23 protein-coding genes are annotated in these 22,650 nt (G+C 62.1%); 10 read left to right on the forward strand and 13 right to left on the reverse strand.

Annotation, left to right across the window (positions count from 1 at the left end; translation table 11 throughout):
* Positions 1-2 precede the first annotated feature (2 nt).
* Both HBO23_RS01780 and HBO23_RS01785 read left to right on the forward strand, forming a co-directional pair.
* Complete coding sequence (locus HBO23_RS01780) at positions 3-662, forward strand: FadR/GntR family transcriptional regulator (protein ID WP_138449599.1); 660 nt, start codon at positions 3-5, stop codon at positions 660-662.
* On the forward strand, positions 652-1,917 hold the full coding sequence (locus HBO23_RS01785; RefSeq protein WP_017135196.1) for a CynX/NimT family MFS transporter: 1,266 nt from the start codon (positions 652-654) through the stop codon (positions 1,915-1,917). The genes HBO23_RS01780 and HBO23_RS01785 overlap by 11 nt, the downstream gene beginning before the upstream one ends.
* Here HBO23_RS01785 and HBO23_RS01790 read toward each other — a convergent pair.
* The 12 genes from HBO23_RS01790 to HBO23_RS01845 all read right to left on the reverse strand — a co-directional run bounded on the left by HBO23_RS01790 (position 1,914) and on the right by HBO23_RS01845 (position 12,272).
* A complete protein-coding gene (locus HBO23_RS01790) occupies positions 1,914-2,558 on the reverse strand; it encodes a DUF1120 domain-containing protein (protein WP_170036522.1) in 645 nt (214 codons plus the stop codon). The two genes, HBO23_RS01785 and HBO23_RS01790, sit on opposite strands and share 4 nt — an antisense overlap.
* Before the next feature lie 36 nt (positions 2,559-2,594).
* Entirely contained in the window at positions 2,595-3,734 is a 1,140-nt protein-coding gene (locus tag HBO23_RS01795) for a DUF1120 domain-containing protein (RefSeq protein WP_262378148.1), read from the reverse strand.
* Positions 3,735-3,745: 11 nt separating this feature from the next.
* Positions 3,746-6,199 (reverse strand): fimbria/pilus outer membrane usher protein, encoded by a 2,454-nt coding sequence (locus tag HBO23_RS01800; RefSeq protein WP_346343047.1) that lies wholly within the window; start codon positions 6,197-6,199, stop codon positions 3,746-3,748.
* Positions 6,200-6,327: 128 nt separating this feature from the next.
* On the reverse strand, positions 6,328-7,032 hold the full coding sequence (locus HBO23_RS01805) for a fimbria/pilus chaperone family protein (protein WP_099548442.1): 705 nt from the start codon (positions 7,030-7,032) through the stop codon (positions 6,328-6,330).
* Between the two features lie 33 nt (positions 7,033-7,065).
* Positions 7,066-7,752 (reverse strand): DUF1120 domain-containing protein, encoded by a 687-nt coding sequence (locus HBO23_RS01810; protein ID WP_017135191.1) that lies wholly within the window; start codon positions 7,750-7,752, stop codon positions 7,066-7,068.
* Positions 7,753-7,755: 3 nt separating this feature from the next.
* Complete coding sequence (locus HBO23_RS01815; protein WP_017135190.1) at positions 7,756-8,373, reverse strand: DUF1120 domain-containing protein; 618 nt, start codon at positions 8,371-8,373, stop codon at positions 7,756-7,758.
* Between the two features lie 11 nt (positions 8,374-8,384).
* Positions 8,385-9,005 (reverse strand): DUF1120 domain-containing protein, encoded by a 621-nt coding sequence (locus HBO23_RS01820; protein WP_017135189.1) that lies wholly within the window; start codon positions 9,003-9,005, stop codon positions 8,385-8,387.
* A gap of 33 nt (positions 9,006-9,038) precedes the next feature.
* Positions 9,039-9,677 (reverse strand): DUF1120 domain-containing protein, encoded by a 639-nt coding sequence (locus HBO23_RS01825; RefSeq protein ID WP_170036304.1) that lies wholly within the window; start codon positions 9,675-9,677, stop codon positions 9,039-9,041.
* Positions 9,678-9,705: 28 nt separating this feature from the next.
* Positions 9,706-10,335, reverse strand: coding sequence for a DUF1120 domain-containing protein (locus tag HBO23_RS01830; protein ID WP_099548446.1), 630 nt, complete (start codon positions 10,333-10,335; stop codon positions 9,706-9,708).
* A 29-nt stretch (positions 10,336-10,364) separates the two neighbouring features.
* Entirely contained in the window at positions 10,365-10,994 is a 630-nt protein-coding gene (locus tag HBO23_RS01835; RefSeq protein ID WP_170036306.1) for a DUF1120 domain-containing protein, read from the reverse strand.
* Positions 10,995-11,009: 15 nt separating this feature from the next.
* Positions 11,010-11,633, reverse strand: a complete 624-nt coding sequence (locus tag HBO23_RS01840) for a DUF1120 domain-containing protein (protein WP_099548692.1) — start codon at positions 11,631-11,633, stop codon at positions 11,010-11,012.
* 15 nt (positions 11,634-11,648) lie between these two features.
* The gene (locus HBO23_RS01845) at positions 11,649-12,272 is read right to left on the reverse strand and encodes a DUF1120 domain-containing protein (RefSeq protein ID WP_170036308.1); all 624 of its coding nucleotides are present in this window, start codon (positions 12,270-12,272) and stop codon (positions 11,649-11,651) included.
* A gap of 394 nt (positions 12,273-12,666) precedes the next feature.
* On the opposite strand from HBO23_RS01845, the gene HBO23_RS01850 reads away from it, so the two are divergent.
* From HBO23_RS01850 to dacB, 7 genes are all read left to right on the forward strand, one after another.
* A complete protein-coding gene (locus HBO23_RS01850) occupies positions 12,667-13,485 on the forward strand; it encodes a response regulator (RefSeq protein ID WP_017135184.1) in 819 nt (272 codons plus the stop codon).
* A gap of 199 nt (positions 13,486-13,684) precedes the next feature.
* The gene (locus HBO23_RS01855) at positions 13,685-14,320 is read left to right on the forward strand and encodes a response regulator transcription factor (RefSeq protein ID WP_017135183.1); all 636 of its coding nucleotides are present in this window, start codon (positions 13,685-13,687) and stop codon (positions 14,318-14,320) included.
* A gap of 90 nt (positions 14,321-14,410) precedes the next feature.
* A complete protein-coding gene (locus HBO23_RS01860; RefSeq protein WP_169986952.1) occupies positions 14,411-14,881 on the forward strand; it encodes a nuclear transport factor 2 family protein in 471 nt (156 codons plus the stop codon).
* A gap of 37 nt (positions 14,882-14,918) precedes the next feature.
* Positions 14,919-15,194: a GIY-YIG nuclease family protein gene (locus tag HBO23_RS01865; RefSeq protein ID WP_017135182.1), complete on the forward strand. Its 276-nt coding sequence runs from the start codon at positions 14,919-14,921 to the stop codon at positions 15,192-15,194.
* Positions 15,195-15,269: 75 nt separating this feature from the next.
* On the forward strand, positions 15,270-16,205 hold the full coding sequence (locus HBO23_RS01870; RefSeq protein ID WP_170036310.1) for a glutathione S-transferase family protein: 936 nt from the start codon (positions 15,270-15,272) through the stop codon (positions 16,203-16,205).
* 109 nt (positions 16,206-16,314) lie between these two features.
* Positions 16,315-18,729, forward strand: a complete 2,415-nt coding sequence (locus HBO23_RS01875) for a TonB-dependent receptor (RefSeq protein ID WP_170036312.1) — start codon at positions 16,315-16,317, stop codon at positions 18,727-18,729.
* A gap of 276 nt (positions 18,730-19,005) precedes the next feature.
* On the forward strand, positions 19,006-20,463 hold the full coding sequence (gene dacB / locus HBO23_RS01880) for a D-alanyl-D-alanine carboxypeptidase/D-alanyl-D-alanine-endopeptidase (RefSeq protein ID WP_170036314.1): 1,458 nt from the start codon (positions 19,006-19,008) through the stop codon (positions 20,461-20,463).
* Position 20,464: 1 nt separating this feature from the next.
* Here dacB and HBO23_RS01885 read toward each other — a convergent pair whose 3' ends face one another.
* Positions 20,465-21,244, reverse strand: coding sequence for an IclR family transcriptional regulator (locus tag HBO23_RS01885; RefSeq protein ID WP_017135179.1), 780 nt, complete (start codon positions 21,242-21,244; stop codon positions 20,465-20,467).
* Positions 21,245-21,364: 120 nt separating this feature from the next.
* On the opposite strand from HBO23_RS01885, the gene hmgA reads away from it, so the two are divergent.
* Positions 21,365-22,648, forward strand: a complete 1,284-nt coding sequence (hmgA, locus tag HBO23_RS01890; protein WP_017135178.1) for a homogentisate 1,2-dioxygenase — start codon at positions 21,365-21,367, stop codon at positions 22,646-22,648.
* Positions 22,649-22,650: the final 2 nt, after the last annotated feature.

The following is a 22,650-nucleotide window of genomic DNA, read 5'->3' on the forward strand; positions in this document are numbered from 1 at the left end:
TCATGACAGACATCGCCCCCCTGATCAAACGCTCCCTGGTCGATCAAGCGTTGGAGCAACTGCGCTGGCGTATAACTGAAGGCAAATGGGCCATCGGTGAGCGCCTGCCCACCGAGCCGGAGTTGTCCGCCGAGCTGGGCATCAGCCGCAATACCGTGCGTGAGGCCATGCGTGTGTTGGCGTTCTCGGGTCTGATCGAAATCCGCCAGGGCGACGGCAGTTACTTGCGCTCGATGACCGACCCGTTGGGGACGATGCGCGCACTGTCCCACTGCACGTTGGCGCAGGCTCAGGAGACGCGGCAGATTCTCGAAGTGGAGGCCATCGGCCTGGCGGCGTTGCGTCGTACCGATGACGATCTCAAAGGGTTGCGTGAAGCCCTTGAGCGCAGCGGCGAGTTGTACCACGGTGACCTGGAGGCCTATATCAGCGCCGACCTGGTGTTCCACAAGCGCCTGGTGGATGCAGCGCACAACCCGGCGCTGAGCGAGCTGTACCAGTATTTCTCCAGCATTGTCGGCGCCCAGTTGCGTCAGACCCTGAACATCTCACCACGTCGCCAGGCGGTATTCGACCTGCATATCGCCTTGCTCGACGCGGTGGAAAACCAAGACCCCGAACGTGCCAAATCCCTCTGCCGGCAGTTGATCAATGAACCTTGAAGCCAAACGTACGACTGAACTCGAAGAACTGTTGATTGACGCCGAAGCCGATGACGAAGCCGTCCAGCAGGCCCCTCCGTTGGTGGCTCGCCCGTGGCTGTTGCTGCTGGGCCTGGTGCTGGTGGCATTGAACCTGCGCCCGGCGCTGTCGAGCATGGCGCCATTGCTGGCAGAAGTGTCCAGCAGCCTGGGGTTGTCCGCTGCCAAGGCGGGCTTGCTGACCACCTTGCCGGTGTTGTGCCTGGGCCTGTTCGCGCCCACTGCGCCGATCCTGGCCAGGCGTTTTGGCGCTGAGCGCGTGGTGCTGGGGATTCTGCTCACCCTGGCTGGTGGCATCATCCTGCGCAGTTCGTTCGGTGAAGTGGGGTTGTTCGCGGGCAGCCTGATCGCTGGCGCGAGCATCGGCATCATCGGTGTATTGCTACCGGGTATCGTCAAGCGTGATTTTGCCAGGCAGGCGGGCGCCATGACTGGCGTCTACACCATGGCATTGTGTCTGGGCGCCGCGTTGGCAGCCGGGGCCACGGTGCCCCTGAGTCAGTACTTCGCAGACAGCTGGGCCGTCGGACTGGGGTTTTGGGTTATCCCGGCGTTGCTGGCGGCGTTGTTCTGGTTGCCGCAAGTCGGACCAAAGCACGGCGCCCATCAGGTGGCTTACCGGGTCAAGGGCTTGCTGCGTGACCCACTGGCTTGGCAGGTGACTTTGTACATGGGTCTGCAATCGTCCCTGGCTTACATTGTGTTTGGCTGGTTGCCGTCAATCCTCATTGGCCGGGGGCTCAGCGCCACCGAGGCAGGGTTGGCGTTGTCCGGTTCCATCATCGTGCAACTGCTCAGTTCCCTGGCCGCACCGTGGCTGGCCACCCGCGGCAAGGACCAGCGCCTGGCGATTGTGGTGGTGATGCTGCTGACCCTTGGCGGCCTGTTCGGTTGCCTGTATGCGCCGCTGGACGGCTTGTGGGGTTGGGCGATTCTGCTCGGCCTGGGGCAGGGCGGCACCTTCAGCCTGGCGCTGACCCTGATCGTGCTGCGCTCGCGTGATTCCCATGTCGCCGCCAACCTGTCGAGCATGGCCCAGGGCATTGGCTACACCCTGGCGTCGATGGGGCCGTTTGCGGTCGGCCTGGTGCATGACTGGACCGGCGGCTGGACGGCCATCGGCTGGATCTTCGCCGTGATCGGCCTCGGTGCGATTGTCGCGGGTCTCGGCGCCGGGCGGGCGCGTTATGTACAAGTGACCAGCGAGAAACTCTAGAGATACACCACCTCAAGCGTTGCCCAGCCATCCAGTGGAGTTTCCACGCTCAAGTCCAGGTTCTGCCGGGCATTGATCACGGTCTGCACTGTGACTGTACCCGTCAGCGTGCCGATGGCCGTAGGCCCGCTGACGCTGCCCTCCACCTCGGTAAAACCCAGGTAGCTCCTGGAGCCGATGTCGATGGGGTTGAGGTTGGACGTGCGCCACGCCACGCCGCCGGTGGTGGACTCGGTGCCGTAGATCTGCGCGGTGGTGTTGGCCTGGGTCTGGCGCGGGTCGAAGGTCATGGAGTAAACCCCCAGGCGATTACCGCTGATATCGAACCCCAACCCATAGTAAATCTCGCTGTTGACCATGGCCGAGCCCTCGCGGTTATCGCGCATGCGCAGGGCATAGCGGGTGGGACCGCTGCAGGCGATGGCGAAAAGCAGGGGCTTGGCCGGCAGGCGTGTCGCAGTGCCCAGGTTCAAGTCTTGTTGGGCGATTTTGCCGTAGTCGATCAGTGCCCCGCCGGGGAACTGCGGCAAGCAAGCGGCGGGAACGATCAGGCCTTTGACGGTCAGGTCCACCGCCGATGCGGCCAGCACCGAGGGCGCGCAGGCCACTAACAGCAGGCCGGAAAAAATGCGGGTTTTCATAGGGCGTTTCATGGGACGGACTCCTTGCAGTGACGGTTACGGGTACACGATCTCGAGGGTGCCGGAACCATTGATCAGCACCACCTCACGCAGGTCCAGGCTTTGCATGGGTGCCAGGTAAGTCTTTATACGTACCGTGCCGGTCAGGGCCTGGATGGCGACAGGGCCTGTGGTGACGCCGGTTTTGTCGGTAAAGCCCAGCAGGCTGTTGGCGGCCATGGGGATTTGCCGGGCTGTGGAACTGCTCCACGCCACGCCGTTGCTGGTGGAGTCGGTGCGGTACAACGTGGGCCAGGTATCGGCGCTGAATTCCGCCGGGTCGACAGTCAGGTAAAAACGCCCGATTTTGTTGCGGCTGGCATCCAGGTCCAGGCCATAGGCGGTTTCATCGGTGCCACCGGTGGCCGACCCGTCGCGGTTATCAAACATGCGCAGGGCAAAGCGTGCCGGCGCGTCGCAGGTCACGCTCAGGCGCAGGGAGCGGGTCGGCAACGGTGTCTCGTTGGTGGCGCTCAAGTCCTTGGCGTACAAGGTGCCGTAGTCCACCACGCCGTGGTCGGACAGCGTCGGCAGGCAGGCGATGGGCGCAAAGTGCGCGCGCAGTGTCAGTTCCCGGTAACGCCCGTGCTTTGCGCCGTACAACGTCCCGGTGGTTTCCCAGGTGGTGGCATCGCGCACCTGCGTGGCGGCGAGGTCGGCCCAGGCGCGCAGGGTCAGTTGCAGCGACAGGGTTTTACCCGTGAGCACTGCACCCTGTTCGACCGGTGCTATGCCGTGGCCGGGGCGCCACTCCAGCACGTTGCCATTGGTAACGGGCGCCTGGCCGTCGGCGGGCAGCAAACCCAGTTCAACGCTGCGGCCGTCGAGCACGGCGTTGCCGACTTCGATGGCATAACTGCCGTGCTCGGTAAATTGCAGGCGTTGCGGGTCTGTGGCCAGGGCGCGGTAGAACAGGCTGAGGTCTTCAGCTTGTGGGCAATTGACGATCACGCTCAGGCGCCGTTCGCCGAGCAGGCGTTGCGCCGCGCTGTCGTTTTGAGCCAGGCGGCTCATCACGCCGAAATCCACCAGCGGTTCGCTGACGTTGAGTTGGCATTCCTCCAAGGCCTGGGCAGTGCCGGCTACGCCGATCAGCAGCCACAGGCACAGTTGACGCATATAAGGTGTGATGGGCATGGCGGTCATCCTCAAGGCAGGTTGCAACGTGCGGGAGCGGTTTCGAAGTACACCGCCGGGTCGGCTTTTTCCGGCAGTTCGTAGCGCAACTCGCAACGCCCGCTTTGCGGCGTGGTGATCCACAACGTCGGCTGTTCCAGCACATTGGGCAGAAACACCTGGCTGCCGTCCTGCACCAAGGTGACGAATTCGCCACTGGCAGTGCTGACGGAGGCGCCCGCAGGCAGCGGCGCGCCCTGGTCGTTGCTGACGGTAAGCAGCACGCGACGGGTCAGGCCGACGCCAAATTCGACGCGGTCCACCGCGCCACGCCCGGCCGAGATCATCGCCAGGCCGTTATTGATATCGGCATTGCGCGGCAGTGAGCGTGTCTGCACTTCAACCGGGCTGCGCCCGTATGCGGCCACTTGCGGCACTACGGCCTGGCCCTGCCAGTCGGTCCACACCGGGCCGCTGGGGGTGCTGAGCTTAATGCCGCTCATGTCGCCGACCGACACCACGGCAAAGGTGTCGCGCACCGGGTAGGGCGAAAAGGTCACGCCGTCGCCGTGCAGCACCACACCGCCACGAGCGCCGCCCTGGTAGCTCGAACGCTCGGCGTCGGAGCGGCTGTAGCTGAAATCGAGCTGGCTGTAGCGCGGCAGTGCCGAGACGCCTACGGAGGTTTCCACCTGATGGTCACTGCTGTCGTGTTCGGCGCTGACGCGGTAGCTGAGTTGGTCGTCGATCTGTTCGGTCAGGCCCAGGCCGGTACGGTTTTCACCGCCGGAATTGCGCACCCAGCTGCGTAGCCTGCGGCTCTCGCCCAGCGGTACGCTGATGTTGAGATAGACGGCGTTGTCTCGCTGCTCGCGGCCGCCCATTTGCCACTCGGCACTGGCCGACAACGACACGGCGCCGATACTGGTACCCCAGGACGCCAGCGCGCGGCTGCTGCTGTCACCGGCAAAGTTGGATGAGCGCGAAACCCCGGCACTGAAGGCGCCCAGCAGCGGATGCGACCAACCCAGGTTGAGGCTTTGCTGGTCGCGATAGCGGGAGTTGCGACGGCTGTCATTACTCTCATGGCTGTGGTCGCGCTCATAGGTGCTTTCTTCGAGTTCGCGGTAGCCGATGCTGCGCCAGGAGTTGGCGGCGCTGACCGACCACTGTTCGCTCAAGCGCTGGGACCATGACAGGTCGGTCTGTACACCCGAGACTTTTTCCCAGCCCTGGGTGTTGGACAGTTGGGTTGACAGCTGGATCTGGCTATCAAGCCACGGCAACCAGCCCAGGCTGGCGCCTACCGAACGGTATTCGCTGGCGGCCAGCACGCCACTCCCCAGTGTCAGTTGCGGGTGCAAGGCGCCGGTCCAGCCGGCACTCACCACCCAAGGATCATCACCCCTGGCGTCACCCACATTGCGCACTCGGCCTGCGGCCACGGAGTAGCCCGGTGCCGGCAACCCGAGGCCAAGCATGGCGGCGGGCACGGTGAAACGTCGCTCACCGCCAACACTTTCCTTGACCGTGACTTCGACATCCGAGCGCGTGTTCAACCGACGTACATCGTTCAAGGTGAAAGGCCCGGCAGGCACCACGGTGGAGTGAATCAGTGCTCCGTTCTGACGTACTTCCACTTGCGCCGGGCTGTTGGCGATACCTTGGATCTGCGCGCCCTGACCCTGTTCTTGAAGTGCATGTTCGGTCAGCACCTGCACGCCGCTGATCTGCGCACCGGAGAGCACCGGGTTGTAGAGGTTGATCTGCCCGGCCTGCAGCACCGCCTGGTGGCTGGCGAAGGTGCGTTGCGCGTAGGCCTCCAGATGCGTACTGCGCGACAGGCCATCCTGCCAGGTCTGCACCTGGCGGCTGCGCACGATCCAGTCGCCGGAGTTGAACCCGACTTCGGTATTGGCCGAGCCAAAGCGGCTGGCGTCATCGCCGAAGCGGTTGTAAAAACCGCTGAGGTCATAGTTGAGCAGCCCGGCAAAACCGCCGGTTTCGTACCCCGAGATATCCTGCTGCACAGGGCGCAGGGCTTCGGTGGGCACCACCAGTGACACCGTCAGTGTCGCCGGGTCCGGCTCCACCAGGGTTTGTGGATACTGCGCGAGAAAATCCCGGCAGCCTGGCGTCTCGCTGGGCGTCACCAGGTCAGCGGCGTCCAGCAAGGCGCGGTCCAGGCACAGGTTGCCCTGTTGATCGAAGGTCAGATCCTGTCGGCCACGGCGTTGGCCGTTGACCCGCAGGTTAACGGTGTGCCGCCCGGCAGCGAAGCGCGGTGCTGCCAGCAACAGGCTGGCCAGCTGTGGGTCAATGCCACGCTGATGCAAGGTCTGGGCGTCGAAGCCAACCGGGCTGGAATCGTCGGCCCAAGCCTTGTCGGGCACGAGGGCACACAGTAACAACACCAGCGGCAAGGTCTGGCAGACGGGGGTATCGGACACGGCTTCGCCGTCACGGTAACTCAATACTGTTTTCACGCAAGGTACTCGAGTAGTGAGTGCACTGGCCCCCGTTGTGTCGGGGATTCCAGGCGCTCTGGTGACGGTCAATAAGCCGTCACTTCGTTATCCAGGTGCCGGTCTGTCACGACACCTGTGGTTGTCAGTCAGAGGGTGATAGGGGCGTCGTAGGCCTTGACCGCAAACCCATACACCGTGGCCGGCTGCAGACGCACCGTTCTGGCCTGGCCACCGCTGGCCGGTACGCTCAAAGCTTCGCCCGGCAGCACATAGGTACGCGGCAGCATTGCCCTGCCGTCACCGGGCAACAGCAACAGCTCCTGTGCAAGGCGCACCACATAAGGCGTGTCGTTGCGCACCTGTAATTGGCCGTCGCGCAGCGTCCAGGTCAGGTCGGTCCAAGGGGTGCGGTTCGGCGCAAGGCCCTTGGGGTGCACGATCACGGGCAGGTTCTGGCGCACGGTCACGCCCACACGGGCGTGACCGGCGGCGGTGGCGGCGCGACCTTGGGGCATACCTTCGAACACTGCCCGTTTAAGCCGCTGGGTCAGCAACGGCTTCTGGTTTTGCAGAATGAAGCGCACCAGCTGGGTTTTGGACGCTTCTACCCGTGACAGCGGCGGTGTCACCACCAACAGCGGCTCGGTGTCTTCAGGAATGTCCTGCAAGGTCACATGCAGCAGCGCGAGCTGGCTGTCGGTATTGGTCACCGACACCGCCGCTTCGCCTTCGGCTTCATGCACGATCACCACGGAGGTGTCCGGGACCATGCCGTCGGCTTTGACTTGATTGCCAAGGATCAGCAGCAGGGCGACAAGGCCCACCACGGTGTTTGAGAATGACGTCGTCATGATGGGGTTTCCATTAGGCCAAAAGGGGGGCGGTCAGAGGTAGCGCAGGTCCAGGACAATGGCGCCGTCGAGCGGGACTTCCTGGTCCAGGGTCAGGTACTGCGAAAAATTGATGGCGGTGCTCACCTGAACCTGGACGGTCAACTGGCCGATGAAATCCGGTTGGCGGTCCCCGACTGGCGCAAAGGCCATATGCGCGCGCGGGTAAGCGTTGGGCTCCTGTGACCAGGTTTCGCCGTTGTCGTTGGACGCCAATACCTGCATGGGCTGCGCATCGCCCACTGCGTTGCGATAGGACAATGCCACGGATCCCAGGCGCTCCTCTGGGACGTGGATGTTCCTGCCCAGCCCGTAGAAATAATCGGGTGCCGACGAGGAGTCGGCGCGATTATCAATACCTACCAGCGCAAACAACATGGGCCTGGCGCACTGCACGCGCAGATCGAGCATCTGGATAGGCAGCACGGTGAATTCGTCGGCGTTGAGGCTATGGGAAGGAATCTTGCCGTGATCGACGGTGCCTTCATTAGTCAGCTCGACATGGCAGGCGTCCGGCGTTATCCGGCCGGTTACCGTGAGGTCGACGGTCGACGCCGCGTGGGCGTTGACTAAGGTGGCCAGGCAGAGGAGCAGCGCAGCCACGCAACGGCCAACGGTGTTCAGTACCGGCACAGGTAGGCGCAGCCCATGCCCGGCGGTAGTCAAGGGATGGGCGGCCATGGGTTACAGGTACTTCACTTCAACGGTGGCCGAGCCATCGATGGTTACCTCATTGCTGAGGTCCAGGCTGGCGGCGGCATTGATGATAGTGAGCACTTCCAGATCGACGCTCAGGTTTTGGATCGGCAGCGGCTGGGTGTCGTCGCTCATCGACGCTGCCGCCATGTACATGCTCGGCTCCCAGAATTTTTCGGAGTACCAGGTTTTGCCCTGGTCCATCGATGCGATGGGTTGAACGGTCACGCCGTCGGCAACCATGCCGCGCCAAGTGAGGGAGAAGTGGCCCAGCTTCTGGGTTTCGTTGATAAAGCCCAGGCCGAAGTCCGTGGTTAGACCTGAGGCTGCGCGGTTATCGATGGGGTGCAGAGCAAACTGGATCGGCGCGTCACAGTCGACGGTCATCGACAGGGTATGCACGCCAATCGCGGTGCCCCGGTCCGGGTTCAGGTCCTTGGCAGACACTTTGCCGTGGTCGATCATGCCACCGCCGGACAGGCTGGGCGTACAGGCGCTGGGCACAATCAGGCCTTTGACGGTCAGGTCGACGCTGCTGGCGGCAAAGGCATTGGCCGAACTGAGCAGCAGTGCGCTGACGGCCAGGGTGGTCAATCGAGTGTTCATCGGGAGGTTCCTTAGAGGTAATTGACTTGCACGGTGGCGTGACCGTCGATAGGCACATCGTCGGTCAGCGTCAGGCTGCTGGCGGGCGCAATGTGGGTGATCAGGCGTATCTCGGCGTCCAGTTCCTGGATCGCAATCGGCACCACGCCGTCGTTGTCGGCGACCGCCGTCAACACGGTATGGCTGAGCATCACTGAAGGCATCCAGGTGACGCCGCCATCCCGTGAGGTGATGGTGCGCACCGGTACGCCGTCGGCCACCGGCTGGTAGAGACCAAGCCCGGCATCGCCGAGTTTTTCATCGCTGGGGGTCAGGCCCAGGCCGTGCCAACTGAAGTGGCTGGCGGTGGTGCCGGCGCGGTTGTCGATGGTGTTCAAGGTAAAAAACGTCGGCCCTTCGCAGCGCACGCTCAAGAGCATGGTTTCTCTGGGCAGGTCGGTGTAGGTATCAGCGTTGAGGTCCTTGACCGACACCTTGCCGAAGTCGACATTGCCGCCGCCGGAAACCACTGGCGCGCAGGCGCTGGGCGTGATGATGCCCTTGACGGTAAGGTCCAGGCTGCTGGCGGCCAGCGTGAGAGACGAGGTGCCCAACAACAGGGCGGCCAGGGGCGCCGCTCTTAAGTAAGTCATCGTTTAAACCTTCCTTAGTAAGAGGATGAGGGGTTACAGGTACATCACTTCCAACGTGGCGGAGCCATCGACAGGTTGTTCCTGGGTCAATGTCAGGCCACTGGAAGGGGCGATAGTGGGGTGAACCACCAGGTTGCTGGTCAGTGCCTTGATCGCGATGGGCGCCCAGGTGCCACTTGCGTTGTTGCCGAAGGCGGCGAGCCTGCCGCGCATCCAGATGGCGTCCTCACTGTTTTCGCTCCAGGTGGCGCCGTTGTCACGGGAGGCCAGCTTGCTGACCGGCAGGTTGTCGGCGAGGTAGTTGGTGATAATGATCACGTAGTCGCCGACCCGCTCTGTTTCGTTGATGAACCCCAGGCCATACGAGTAATCGTTGGGGCTACTGGCTGAGCCGGCGCGGTTATCCACACCATTGAGTGCAAACAGCGTGGCGGCCTCGCAGCTGAGGTTGAATGGCAAGGTAGTGGGCGGCAACGGAGTAGCCTGGTTTTCTTGCAGGTCCTTGGCGGCGATCTTTCCGTAGTCGGCAACACCGCCTTGGGCCAGTGCCGGGGTGCAGGCGCTGGGGGTAATCAGCCCCTTGACGGTCAGATCGATGCTGCTGGCGGCGAATGCTGGGCCGGCGCAGATCAGCAACAATGTCGCGGCGATGGGAGTGAGGAGGCTAGCCATGGGTCACATCCTGTGATGTTAGAGGGGGTTACAGGTATTTCACTTCAATTGTGGCGGAGCCATAGATGGGGACCTCAGTGGTCAGGTCCATCCCGGCAGTTGGAGCGATAAGGGTTTGCACCTTGAGATCGGCCGTCACCAGCCGGACTGGGGTGGGCGCCCAACTGCCGGTCGAACGATCGCCAAACGAAGCGAGGTAGGCGGCTGGCCAAGTGTCACCTGGGATATTTTCCTGCCAGGTGAGGCCGTTATCGGAGGACTCAATCACGGAGATCGCTGCGTTGTCGGCTATAGGATTGCCGAAGGTCAGGGAGTACCCGCCCAATTTTTGGCCGCTGACCAGGCCCAGGCCATACCTGTTCATCGGGTCATGGGAGTCGCCTACATTATCGATGCCCTTGAGGGCCACCAGAGTTGGCGCCTCGCAGGTTATCGCCAGTTGCAGCGTGTGATTGCCGATGACCGTCCAATTGTCCGGCTTTAAATCCTTGGACGCGATTTTGCCGTGGTCGATGACCCCGCCGCTTGAAAGGCTGGGGGCACAAGCGCTGGGTGTGATCAGCCCCTTGACGGTCAGATCGATGCTGCTGGCGGCGAATGCTGGGCCGGCGCAGATCAGTAACAATGTCGCGGCGATGGGAGTGAGGAGGCTAGCCATGGGTCACATCCTGTGATGTTAGAGGGGGGTTACAGGTATTTCACTTCAATTGTGGCGGAGCCGTAGATGGGGACCTCAGTGGTCAGGTCCATCCCGGCAGTTGGAGCGATAATGGTTTGCACCCAAAGCCCCGCAGTCACTTGCTGGACCGGTGCCGGCGCCCAACTGCCGGTCGAGCGATCGCCAAACGAAGCGAGGTCGGCGGCTGGCCAGACGTCTCCTGGGTAAATTTCGCGCCAACTGAGGCCGTTATCCCGGGACCCAATCACGGAAATCACCGCGCCATCCGCCATTGGGTTATCTAGTGCCAGGGTGTACCCGCCGAGTTTTTTGCCGCTGACCAAGCCCAGGCCGTAGGCGTTGCTCGAGTCGTAGGCGCTACCTTGATTGTCGATGCCCTTAAGGGCCAGCAGGGTGGGGGCATCGCAGGTGATCGCCAGTTGCAGCGTGTGATTGCCAAGCAACGTGTAGCCGTCCAGCTTCAAGTCTTTGGCGGCTACTTTGCCGTGGTCGATGACCCCGCCGCTTGAAAGGCTGGGGGCACAAGCGCTGGGTGTGATCAGCCCCTTGACGGTCAGGTCCACACTGCTGGCGGCGAACACTGACGAGGCGCTTGTGAGCAACAGCGCAGCGCTGAGCAGGGACAGCGAGGTCTTCATTTCAAAGGTCTCCATTTACAGGTACATGACTTCAAACGTTGTGGAGCCGTCCAGCGCCACTTCGTTGGCCAGGCTCAAGCCGTTGGCAGGCGCAACGGCGGTGTGCACGGTGATGTCCATGAGCGCGTCCTGCACGGGGTGCGGGGCCCAGCCGGAATCGCCACGGCTGCCCAGGGCCACCAACATATCGTCTTCTACGGGGTCCTCTGGATAGAGCGGCGCCCAGTCGCGCTGTTCGTACTGGTAGAGCAAGGTCGAAGGCGTTTCGGCGACGGGGTTGCTGAACATCAGTTGATACCCGCCGAGCTTCTCTGTGCCGTTGGCCAGGCCCAGGCCGTAGGAGCCTCGGCCAATGGTTGAGGAACCGGCTCGATTGTCGACGGGGTTGATGGCAAACAGCGTCGCCGCCTCGCAGTTCACGCTCAACTGCAATGTCTGGTCCTCAAGCCAGGTGTGGCTGTCGGGGTTCAGGTCTTTTGCTGCGATTTTTCCGTAGTCCACAGCGCCCGGCAGGTTGGGAGTGCAGGCGCTGGGGGTGATCAAACCCTTGACGGTCAGGTCCACGGAACTGGCGGCGAAGGCGGATGAGGTAATGGCGAGCAACAGCGCGCTGCTCAACAGGGGCAGGCAGGTCTTCATTTGGGAAATATCCATTTACAGGTACTTCATTTCAAAGGTCGCAGAGCCGTCGATTACCACTTCGCTGGTCAAGGTCAGGTTTCTTGCAGGTGCAATTGAGGTGTACAGCGTCATGTCCATGATCGCGTCTTTTATCGGGTGGGGTGCCCAACCGCTGTCGCCCCGGCTGCCCAGCGCCACCAGATCGTTGGGGGCGATGGCGTCATCTGTAAGGATCTCCGTCCATCGGCCCTCGGAGTTGAACATCGCAATCAGAGTGGAGGGCGTTTCGGCGGTGGGGTTGGTGAACGTCAGCTGATATACGCCGAGCTTCTGGTTTCCGTTGATCAAACCCAGGCCAAAGGCGGCGCCGTGAGCGGCTGAACCGGCTCGATTGTCGAGGGGGTGGATTGCAAACAGTGTCGCCGCGTCGCAATTGACGCTCAGTTGCAGGGTCTTTCTCTCAAGCGGCGTATAGCTGTCTAGATTCAGGTCTTTTGCCGCGTTTTTTCCAAAATCGACGTCACCTGGCAGGTTGGGTGTACAGGCGCTGGGCGTGATGATGCCCTTGACGCTGAGGTCGACGCTGCTGGCGGCGAACACCGATGAGTTCATGGCGAGCAGCAGGGCACTGCTCAGCAGGGATACAGAGATCTTCATTTCATTTGTTCCATTACAGGCTGGCAGATTGAGGCGCGTGCGGGGCCACGCCCGACCCGGTATGAACGGGTGGTTGGCCAAGCGGCGGTCTCGGTGTTTATTGGCTGTTGCCTGGGAGTGGCAAGCCGACCCTCTTTGGGGTGGGCACAATTTAGCGAGGGGGGCGAGCAGGGGAAATACAACTAATACGACATTGGCAGGGCGGTGTGAAGGCGATGATTCAGGGGGGATTTTCGTAGTTGTTGTATGGGCTTTGGTTAACTCGAAAGGTTATTTGTTTTTGGCCGATAGCATTCAGAAGAATGCGTCGACCATTGCTGCATGATAGGCCTCAAGAGCTATTGCATCAGTGCTGCGGATTGCTGCTGGATCAATAGTTGCGATAGAGGTACTGATGGGTTCGCTGGTAGGTTCAACAGCAGGAGCGAGCCACAACCTGAAGCCGCCAACCCTTCCCCCGTTTCATTGGCGGCAGTTGAGTGTGCTGGTTGTGGATGATCATTCTGCCTACCGCCTGTTGTTGGGTGGTTTGTTGCAGAAACTGGGGCTGGGGCACGAGACGGCCGCCGACGGCTACCTCGGGCTGGTGGCCTTTACCACCCGACCCTTCGACCTGGTAATCAGCGATTGCCAGATGCCCTTCATGGACGGTTACAGCATGGCCCGCGCCATTCGCCAGCATGAGTGCGATACCGGGATGAGGCGAGTGCCGATCATTGCCTTGACCGCTAACCTGCAAAATGACAGTCCCAAGCGTTGCCGCGATGCCGGCATGGATGCCTGGTTGCTCAAACCCTTGACCCTTGAACAATTGCATGCGGTGTTGGTGCGCTGGTTGCCTGGCGTGGATGATCGGTATGTCGAACAGGCGGCCATTGTACCGCTCGCCGGCTGGCCAACGCGTGCCACGCTGGTCGCGACGTTTGGCAGCGAGCCTGTCGTCGATCAATTGTTGGAAACCCTGCTGTTCGAGGCGTGGGAGGACCATCGTTTGTTACGCCATGCCTGTGCGACGTTGAACGCATCATTGACAGCTGAACGCCTCCATCGCTTGGTGGGCAGCCTGGTGTTTTTGGGCGGCACCGGACTTGAACCCATGGCGGTGAGGCTGATTGAGCAGGTCCGGTCCCAGGGCGTTGCTGCGCACAAGGTGCAATTGGAGTTGTTCCTGGCTCGGTTGTACGTCTATCTCGAGTACCTGTCCGATGTCTGAGGAGTGGTGTTTTCACTGAGCGTTTGCAATCCGACGATCTAGTTTTGGCTGTAGGTTTTTTCCTGTTGTTATGTAGGCAAAAAAATGTGAACGAGTGAACATTGGGGTTGGCTGTAAGCGGCTGTTTGTTAGCGGTTGTTGATGAGCGCCGGCGGGGGTATTTTGCGCGGATTCAAGTTGCCATCATTCGTGGGAATTTATGCTTCGAGTAATTATTGCTGACGATCACCCCATTGTTCGTATCGGGCAGAAAGTCGTGATTGAGGCGCATGGCCGCTGCAAAGTGGTCGCGGAGGCCGATGGACCCGATCAATTGCTCGACGTGTTAAGTACGACGCCGTGCGACTTGCTCATCACCGACTTCGCCATGCCCGGCGGTCAGCAGGCCGATGGCTACGGGCTGTTGAGCCTGCTGCACCGCCAGTATCCGAAGTTGCCGGTGATTCTGGTGACCATGTTCGCCAGCGTCGCCACCCTGCGCGCTTCCTTCGCCCATGGTGCCAAGGCAGTGGTGGCTAAAAGTGCTTCGGCCAAGGAGCTGCCCCTGGCGATCAAGGCCGTGTGTGCCGGCCAGACGTTCGCCAGTGAATCCCTGCGGGTGCAAATGGTCGAGGCGGGCACGGGCGATCAGTCCCAGGAGCCGCAATTATCCGGCAAGGAGCGCGAGGTGGTGCGCATGCTGGCCAGCGGCATGACCGTCAGCGAGATCGCGGCACAGGTCAATCGCAGTATTTCCACGATCAGCAAGCAGAAAAGCACGGCCATGCAACGGCTGAGTATTTCCACCGATGTTGACCTGTTCGCCTATGCTCGCAGTGTTGGGATGGTGCCGTAGGCTCATCATTTGCGTGGCGAATGTCAGTAGCCAGCGCAGCGTGGGCAGCTTATCGTGCGGCTATTCTTTCGACGCCTGCGGAGCCTGCCCATGAGTGATGCCCATAACGCCCTGATCACCGAGTTCTACAGTGCTTTCCAGCGCCTGGACGCCGAAGCCATGGCCGCCTGCTACACCGACGACGTGGTGTTCAGCGACCCGGCCTTTGGTGAGTTGCGCGGGCGCGACGCCGGGGACATGTGGCGCATGCTCACCACGCGGGCCAAGGACTTCTCCCTGACCTTCGACCATGTGCGCAGTGATGACAGCACGGGCAGTGCGCATTGGGTGGCGACCTACCTGTTCAGCGCCACGGGCAATACGGTGGTCAACGATATCGGTGCGCGGTTTGTGTTTCGCGATGGCAAAATCTGCGAGCACCACGACCACTTCGACCTGTGGCGTTGGTCGCGCCAGGCGCTGGGCTTGAAGGGCTTGTTGCTGGGCTGGTCGCCGGTATTGAAGAACGCCGTGCGTGCCCAGGCGCTTAAAGGCTTGAAGGCATTTCAGGCCGGTCGTTGATAAGATTGGCGTTCTTTTGGTTTGCAGCAATCGTCCCGTGACTGAACTTCCTGAACCCAAACCCTGGTTCGTCTACCTGGTGCGTGCCGCCAATGGTTCGCTGTATTGCGGCATCAGCAATGACCCGGTGCGCCGCTTTGCCTCCCACCAGAGCGGCAAGGGCGCACGGTTTTTTCTGTCCAGCCCGGCCGTGGCGCTGGTGTACACCGAGCAGTGTGCTTCCAAGGGCGAGGCGCTGCGTCAGGAGCGGCTGATCAAGAAGTTGAAGAAGAGCGCCAAGGAATGCCTGGCGGCGAGTGGCTCATTGATTTGATTGATAGGTTCTCATCGTCCCCACGCAGGGCTTTGCAGGCTAAGCTAGCCGTTCATCTATCGAGCGGAGACCTGCATGCCTGAGTTGATCCTGCACCATTACCCGCAATCGCCCTTTGCTGAAAAAGCCCGCCTGTTGCTGGGCTTCAAGGGCTTGTCCTGGCGCTCGGTGCGTATCGCGCCGGTGATGCCCAAACCTGACCTGATGCCGCTGACCGGTGGCTATCGCAAGACCCCGGTGCTGCAGGTCGGCGCCGATATCTACTGCGACACGGCTTTGATCGCCCGCCGTTTGGAGCAGGAAAAGTCCGCGCCGGCACTGTTTCCCCAAGGCTTGGAACTGGTGACCCAAGGCTTCGCCGCCTGGGCGGATTCGGTGGTGTTCTCCCATGCCGTGGCGCTGGTGTTCCAGCCGGAATCCCTGGCGGTGAAATTTGCCAAGGTGCCACCGGAAATGATCCAGGTGCTGGTCGCGGACCGCGCCAAACTGTTCAGCGGTGGCACGGCAACCCGCGTGCAGCTGGAGCAGGCCAAGCATCAATGGCCGGCAATTGTCAGCCGTATCGAGCACCAATTGCAGCACCAGGCCGGCGACTTCCTGTTCGGTGAACCCTCGATCGCCGACTTTGCCCTGGCCCACCCGTTGTGGTTCCTCAAAGGTTCGTCGGTGACGGCGCCGTTGGTCGATGCCTACCCGGCAGTGGCTGCCTGGCTGGACCGCGTATTAGGCTTTGGGCATGGCACTTTCAGCGAGATGAGTGCCGAGCAAGCCCTGGAAGTGTCGCGCAATGCCGCGCCGGCGGCCTTGCCGGAAGCACTGTTCGAGGACCTGAACGGCTTCAAGCCCGGCCAGCAGGTGACCATTGCGGCAACCGACTACGGCACTGACCCGGTGGCGGGTGAACTGCTGTTTGCCGGGCGTGAAGAGCTGATCCTGCGCCGTACCGACGAGCGTGCTGGCACTGTTCACGTGCACTTCCCACGCATGGGCTTTCGCATTCAGGCGCAATAAATAAAAATATTTGCAAACAAAAGTGAGGTAAATCGCCCGCCCATCCGTGTAGTGTTTGAAACTGCGAGCTATTCGCATTAACAGCGTTTTCTACACGGGTTATCACAGCATGAAGTCGACGGCGGGCGGTTGGGTAAAACAGTGGCTGGGAGCCTCGGTATTGGCGGCATCAGGCCTGGCGTTGCTGCCTCTGGCGATTGCGCAGGCGCAGGAGCAACAAAGCGCCCAGTTCACTTTTGCCCTGGCAGCCAAGCCGCTGCCCCAGGCGCTGAGCGATTTCAGCCGGGTCACCGGCATCAGCGTGATCTACACCGACGAAGCGCCCTATGGCCTTAGCGCCCCGGCTGTCAGCGGGCAGATGAGCGCCACCCAGGCCCTGCAACGGCTGCTCGGCAACTCAGGCTTTACCTTCCGCCAGATCGACGCCCGCACTCTGGCGCTTGAGCCTGTGCCCACCGACGGCGCAGTCAACCTGGGCGCCACCACCATCAGCGGCGCGAGCCAAGCCCAGGACACCACCAGCTATCAGCCACCGCCCACCAGCTCGGTGATGCGCTCCCACGGCCTGCTGCTGGAAACCCCGCAAACCGTCAACGTCGTGCCGGCCCAAGTGCTGCGTGACCAACAGCCGCGCAACCTGGATGACGCCCTGGGCAATATCAGCGGCATCACCCAGGCCAACACCCTCGGCAGCACCCAGGACGCGGTGATGCTGCGCGGTTTTGGTGACAACCGTAACGGCTCGATCATGAAGGACGGCATGCCCGTGGTGCAGGGCCGCGCGCTGAACGCCACCGCCGAGCGCGTCGAAGTGCTCAAAGGCCCGTCGTCTTTGCTGTATGGCATCCAGGACCCGGGCGGCGTGGTCAATATCGTCAGCAAGAAGCCCGAGCTGGTGCAGTCCACCTCGTTGACCGCGCGCGGCTCGACCTTCGGTGACGGCAAGAACGGCAGCGGCGGCAACCTCGACACCACCGGCCCGATTGGTGACAGCGGCCTGGCCTATCGCCTGATCGTCGACCACGAAGACGAAGATTACTGGCGCAACTTCGGCACCCACCGCGAAACGTTGGTGGCGCCGTCGCTGGCCTGGTACGGCGACACCACCAAAGTGGTGTTCGCCTATGAGCACCGCGAATTCCTCTCGCCGTTCGACCGTGGCACCGCCATCGACCCCAAGACCAACCACCCGTTGAACATCCCTGCGACCCGTCGGCTGGATGAGCCGTTCAACAATATGCAAGGCCGCTCCGACCTGTATCGCCTGGAAGTCGACCACGACTTGAACGACGACTGGAAAGCGCACTTCGGCTACAGCTGGAACCGCGAGACCTACGACGCCAGCCAGGTGCGCGTAGTCAAGGTCAACACCAACGGCACCCTGACCCGCAGCATGGACGGCACCCAGGGTGCGCTGACCACCGACCGCTTCGCCACCACCAGCCTGGAAGGCAAGGTCAATGTCGGCGGCATGCAGCACGACCTGGTGTTCGGGCTCGACGACGAGTACCGCAAGATCTACCGCGCCGACCTGATTCGCCAGGCGCCGCGTGGTGTCTTCAACTATAACGATCCGGTGTACGGCAACGAAGTCGCGGGCACCAAAGTCAGCGCGCCGGACAGCAACCAGACCGACCTGCTGCGCAGCGACTCGCTGTTCTTCCAGGACGCCATCCACCTCAATGACCAGTGGATTCTGGTCGGCGGTGCGCGCTACCAGATGTACGACCAATACGCCGGCAAAGGCGTGCCGTTCACCGCCAACACCGATGGCAACGGCCAGAAGTGGGTGCCGCGTGCCGGCCTGGTGTATCGCTACACCGATCAATTGTCGTTCTATGGCAGCTACACCGAGTCGTTCAAACCCAACTCCACCATCGCGCCGTTGGCGAACAAAAGCGTATTGGATGGCAGCCTGGAACCGGAGCAGTCCAAAGCCTGGGAGCTGGGCACCAAACTCGACATACCGGGGCGTATAACCGCCAGTGCGGCGCTGTTCAATATCGAAAAACGCAACGTGCTGGTGCAGGTCGGCGACGGTTTGGCAGCGGTCTACAGCGTGGCGGGCAAAGTGCGTTCCCGTGGCCTTGAGCTGGATGCCAGCGGCCAGTTGACCGACAACTGGAGCCTGATCGGCAGCTATGCCTACACCGATGCCGAGGTGACTGAAGACCCGACGCTTAAGGGCAATCGCTTGCAAAACGTTGCGAAAAACACCGCTTCGTTGTCGGCCGTGTATGACTTCGGCAGCCTCTTGTGGGGTGACCAACTGCGTGTGGGTGCCGGTGCGCGTTACGTAGGCGAGCGGGCCGGGGACGCGGCCAACAGCTTCGAACTGCCGAGCTACACCGTGGCCGATGCGTTTGCCAGCTACGACACCAAAATCGATGGGCAGAAAGTCAAGTTCCAGCTCAACGTGAAGAACCTGTTTGATCGCACCTACTACACCTCGTCGGTGAACACGCAGTTCGTGTCCATCGGCGATGCGCGGCAGGTGTCGGTTTCCAGCACGCTGCAGTTCTAAGACCTGCGACTTCCTGTGGCGAGGGAGCTTGTTGTGGCGAGCGGGCTTGCCCCGCGTTGGGCTGCGTAGCGGCCCCAAAACCTGGCACAGCGTGAAGCCTGAAAAAATGCGGTGGGCTTACTAGGGGCCGCTACGCAGCCCAACGCGGGGCAAGCCCGCTCGCCACAACAGCCCAGCTCCCACAACAGCCCCGATCCCACAACAGCCACGCTCGCCACAACGGCAATGAGCTGGTAGCGTTGCCGCCACTGAAGGCTTTGCGGGAAAACGGTACTGATGCAGTTGGGTCGATGGATACACACCAGCGCGATGCTGGTGGGCTTGAGTTTGTTACTGGGCGGTTGCGCCACGCCTTCGAAGACGGCCACCGGGCACAGCCTCGACCAGTTGCTGGCCGACCCGGCGCTGCACGGCGCCTCGGTCTCGCTGATGGTGCGGGACGCCAACAGTGGCGCCACGCTGTATCAGCACAACCCGCGCACGCGGCTGGTGCCGGCTTCCAACCTCAAACTGCTGACCACGGCCGCGGCCATGGATGTGCTTGGGCCGCAGTACCGTTTCGCCACGCAACTGCTGAGCAACGGCATTCGCCAGGGCGACCGCTTGACCGGCAACCTGTACCTGCGCGGCCTGGGTGACCCGACCATTCAGTTCGCCGATTACCAGGCGTTGGCGGCGCAATTGGCCAGCCAGGGCGTGCGTCAGGTGCAGGGCGACCTGGTGTTTGACGACACCTGGTTTGACGCCGAGCGGCTGGGTGTCGACTGGTCCCATGACGATGAAACCACCTACTACGGCGCACAGATTTCGGCGCTGACCGTGTCGCCCAATACCGATTTCGATGCTGGCAGCGTGCTGGTCACCGCCAAGGCGCCAGCGCGGGCCGGGCAGCCTGTGAGTGTCGACATCTTCCCGCCAACCAACTACCTGCAACTGAGCAACCGCGCGGTCAGCGGGCCGGGCAACACCTACGGGGTCAACCGTCGCCATGGCACCAACCTGCTGCAGCTCAGTGGGGCCGTGGCGCCGGGGCGACAGAGCGAGCAACTGGTGAGTGTCTGGGAGCCAACGCAACTGGTGGCCAACCTGTTCGAGCAAGCGCTGGCGCAGCAAGGCATCACGGTGCTTGGCCGTCGAGTGATGGGCGGTGCCAGCCCGGTTGCGGTGACGGTACTGGCCGAGCACAAGTCGGCGCCGTTGCAGGAATTGATTACGCCGCTGCTCAAACTTTCGAACAACAACATGTCCGAAGCCTTGCTCAAGGCGATGGGCCGCCAGACAGCCAACAGTGGCACGGCGGCGGCGGGTGCGGTGGCGGTGGCCGGGTTTCTCAAGCGCCAGGGGCTGGATACGGCGACATTGAGCCAGGTCGATGGTTCGGGGCTGTCGCGGCGTAACCTGGTGTCGTCGCAAAACCTCACCGACCTGCTGCTGGCCGCGAGTAAACAGCCGTGGTTCAACGCCTGGTACAACGCGTTGCCGATTGCCGGCAACACCGACCGCATGACCGGCGGCAGCCTGCGGTATCGCCTGCGCGGCACACCGGCCGAGAACAACCTGCATGCCAAGACCGGCTCCATGGGCGGCGTGTCGTCCTTGAGCGGTTACATCACCGATAGCAAGGGGCGCAAGCTGGTGTTCTCGATGCTGAGCAACAACTACGTGGTGGGTGGCGCGCAGGTCAAAGCCGTGGAAAACCGCGTGGCGCTGGCTTTGTCAGGCTGGGACGAGTGATTCAGGGCTGATAGCCCATGCGCCAACTTACGGCCCGAGTCGCCGCCAGCAAGTGCTGCGCCGCCGGGCCGTCTTCATCGGCATGGAACAGTGAGGTGGGGCCGACCACGGTCATCACCGCCGCGACGTGCCCGACCGCATTGAACACCGGCGCCGACAACGCATCCACGCCGGGCATCAGCAAACCATGCACAAAGTGCAGGCCACGGCTGCGGATCTGTTCGCAGGCGCTGGCGTAAGCCTCGTCGTCCGCCAGGGCATGGGCAGTCCCGGCCTGAATCTCGCGTTCGCGCAATTCCACGGTTTCCCGCGACGGTAAATAGGCGCTGAACACCAGCCCGGTGGACGAGCTGAGCAGCGGCAGCACCGAACCCAGCTGCGTCACCACGGTGACGGCGCGCACCGCCGGCTCGATCTGCACCACGGTCGCACCCTGGTTGCCCCACACCGCCAAAAAGCAGGTTTCATTCAATTCGTCACGCAGTTCTGCCAGCGGCATTGCGCCGACTTTCAACACATCCATGCTGCCCAGCGCTGCCAAGCCCACGCGCAAGGCCTCGCGACCCAAGCCGTAATGGTTGGTGGCGGCGTTCTGCTCGGCGAAGCCCGAGGCGATCAATGCCTGCAAATAGCGGTGGACCTTGCTCGCCGGCATCTGCACATGGTCGGCCAGGCGCGACAGCGAAGTGGCCGGGGACAGCTCGGCCAGCGCCTTGAGGATATCGGTGCCCACTTCGGCCGAGCGGACTTTCTGTTTACCGGTGTCGCGGGGCTTTTCCATGGAAGGGCGAGAATCCGAGAGATGAATGGGCGTCTTTATAGCTTGACGGTCGATAGTGATCAAATTACGTTATGCGTAACTGGATTACGATAAAAACAACTTCCGCACAGAGGATGATCCATGAACCTCGAATACCTGTCGGGCTTCGGCAATGAATTCGCCAGCGAAGCCCTGCCCGGCGCGCTGCCCGTCGGCCAGAACTCCCCGCAAAAAGCCCCCTACGGCCTGTACACCGAACTGTTCTCCGGCACCGCCTTTACCATGGCGCGCAGCGAAGCCCGCCGCACTTGGCTGTACCGCATTCAGCCATCAGCCAACCACCCGGCGTTTATCAAGCTGGAACGGCAATTGGCCGGTGGGCCGTTGGGCGCGGTGACGCCGAATCGCTTGCGCTGGAACCCGCTGGATAGTCCAAGTGAGCCGACCGACTTTGTCGACGGCCTTGTAGGCATGGTCGCTAACTCCGGGTCGGAAAAACCCTCAGGCATCAGCATCTACAACTACCGCGCCAACCGTTCCATGGAGCGGGTGTTCTTCAACGCCGATGGCGAACTGTTGATCGTCCCCGAGCAGGGCCGTCTGCGTATCGCCACCGAATTGGGGGTGCTGAACGTTGAGCCACTGGAAATCGTGGTGCTGCCCCGTGGTTTGAAATTTCGCATCGAACTGTTGGATGCGCAGGCTCGCGGCTATGTCGCGGAAAACCATGGTGCGCCACTGCGCCTGCCAGACCTTGGGCCGATCGGCAGTAACGGCCTGGCTAACCCGCGTGACTTCCTCACGCCGGTTGCGCACTACGAAGACAGCAAAAAGCCGACCACGCTGGTGCAGAAATTCCTCGGCGAACTCTGGGCCTGCGAACTGGACCATTCGCCGTTGAACGTAGTCGCCTGGCACGGCAATAACGTGCCGTACAAGTACGACCTGCGCCGCTTCAACACCCTCGGCACGGTGAGTTTCGATCACCCGGACCCGTCGATTTTTACCGTATTAACCTCGCCCACCAGTGTGCACGGCTTGGCCAACCTCGACTTCGTGATCTTCCCGCCGCGCTGGATGGTGGCCGAGAACACCTTCCGTCCGCCGTGGTTCCATCGCAACCTGATGAACGAATACATGGGCCTGATCCAGGGCGCCTACGACGCCAAGGCCGAGGGTTTCCTGCCGGGTGGCGCGTCGCTGCACAGCTGCATGAGCGCCCATGGCCCGGACGGCGAGACCTGCACCAAAGCCATCAACGTGGACCTGGCGCCGCACAAGATCGATAACACCATGGCCTTCATGTTTGAGACCAGCCAGGTGCTGCGCCCGACACAGTTCGCCCTTGAGTGCCCACAACTGCAACCTTCCTACGACGCGTGCTGGGCCTCGCTGCCCGCCACCTTCAACCCGAACCGGAGATAACC

This window comes from Pseudomonas sp. WS 5532 (genome assembly GCF_012985445.1).
GTDB lineage: Bacteria > Pseudomonadota > Gammaproteobacteria > Pseudomonadales > Pseudomonadaceae > Aquipseudomonas > Aquipseudomonas edaphica.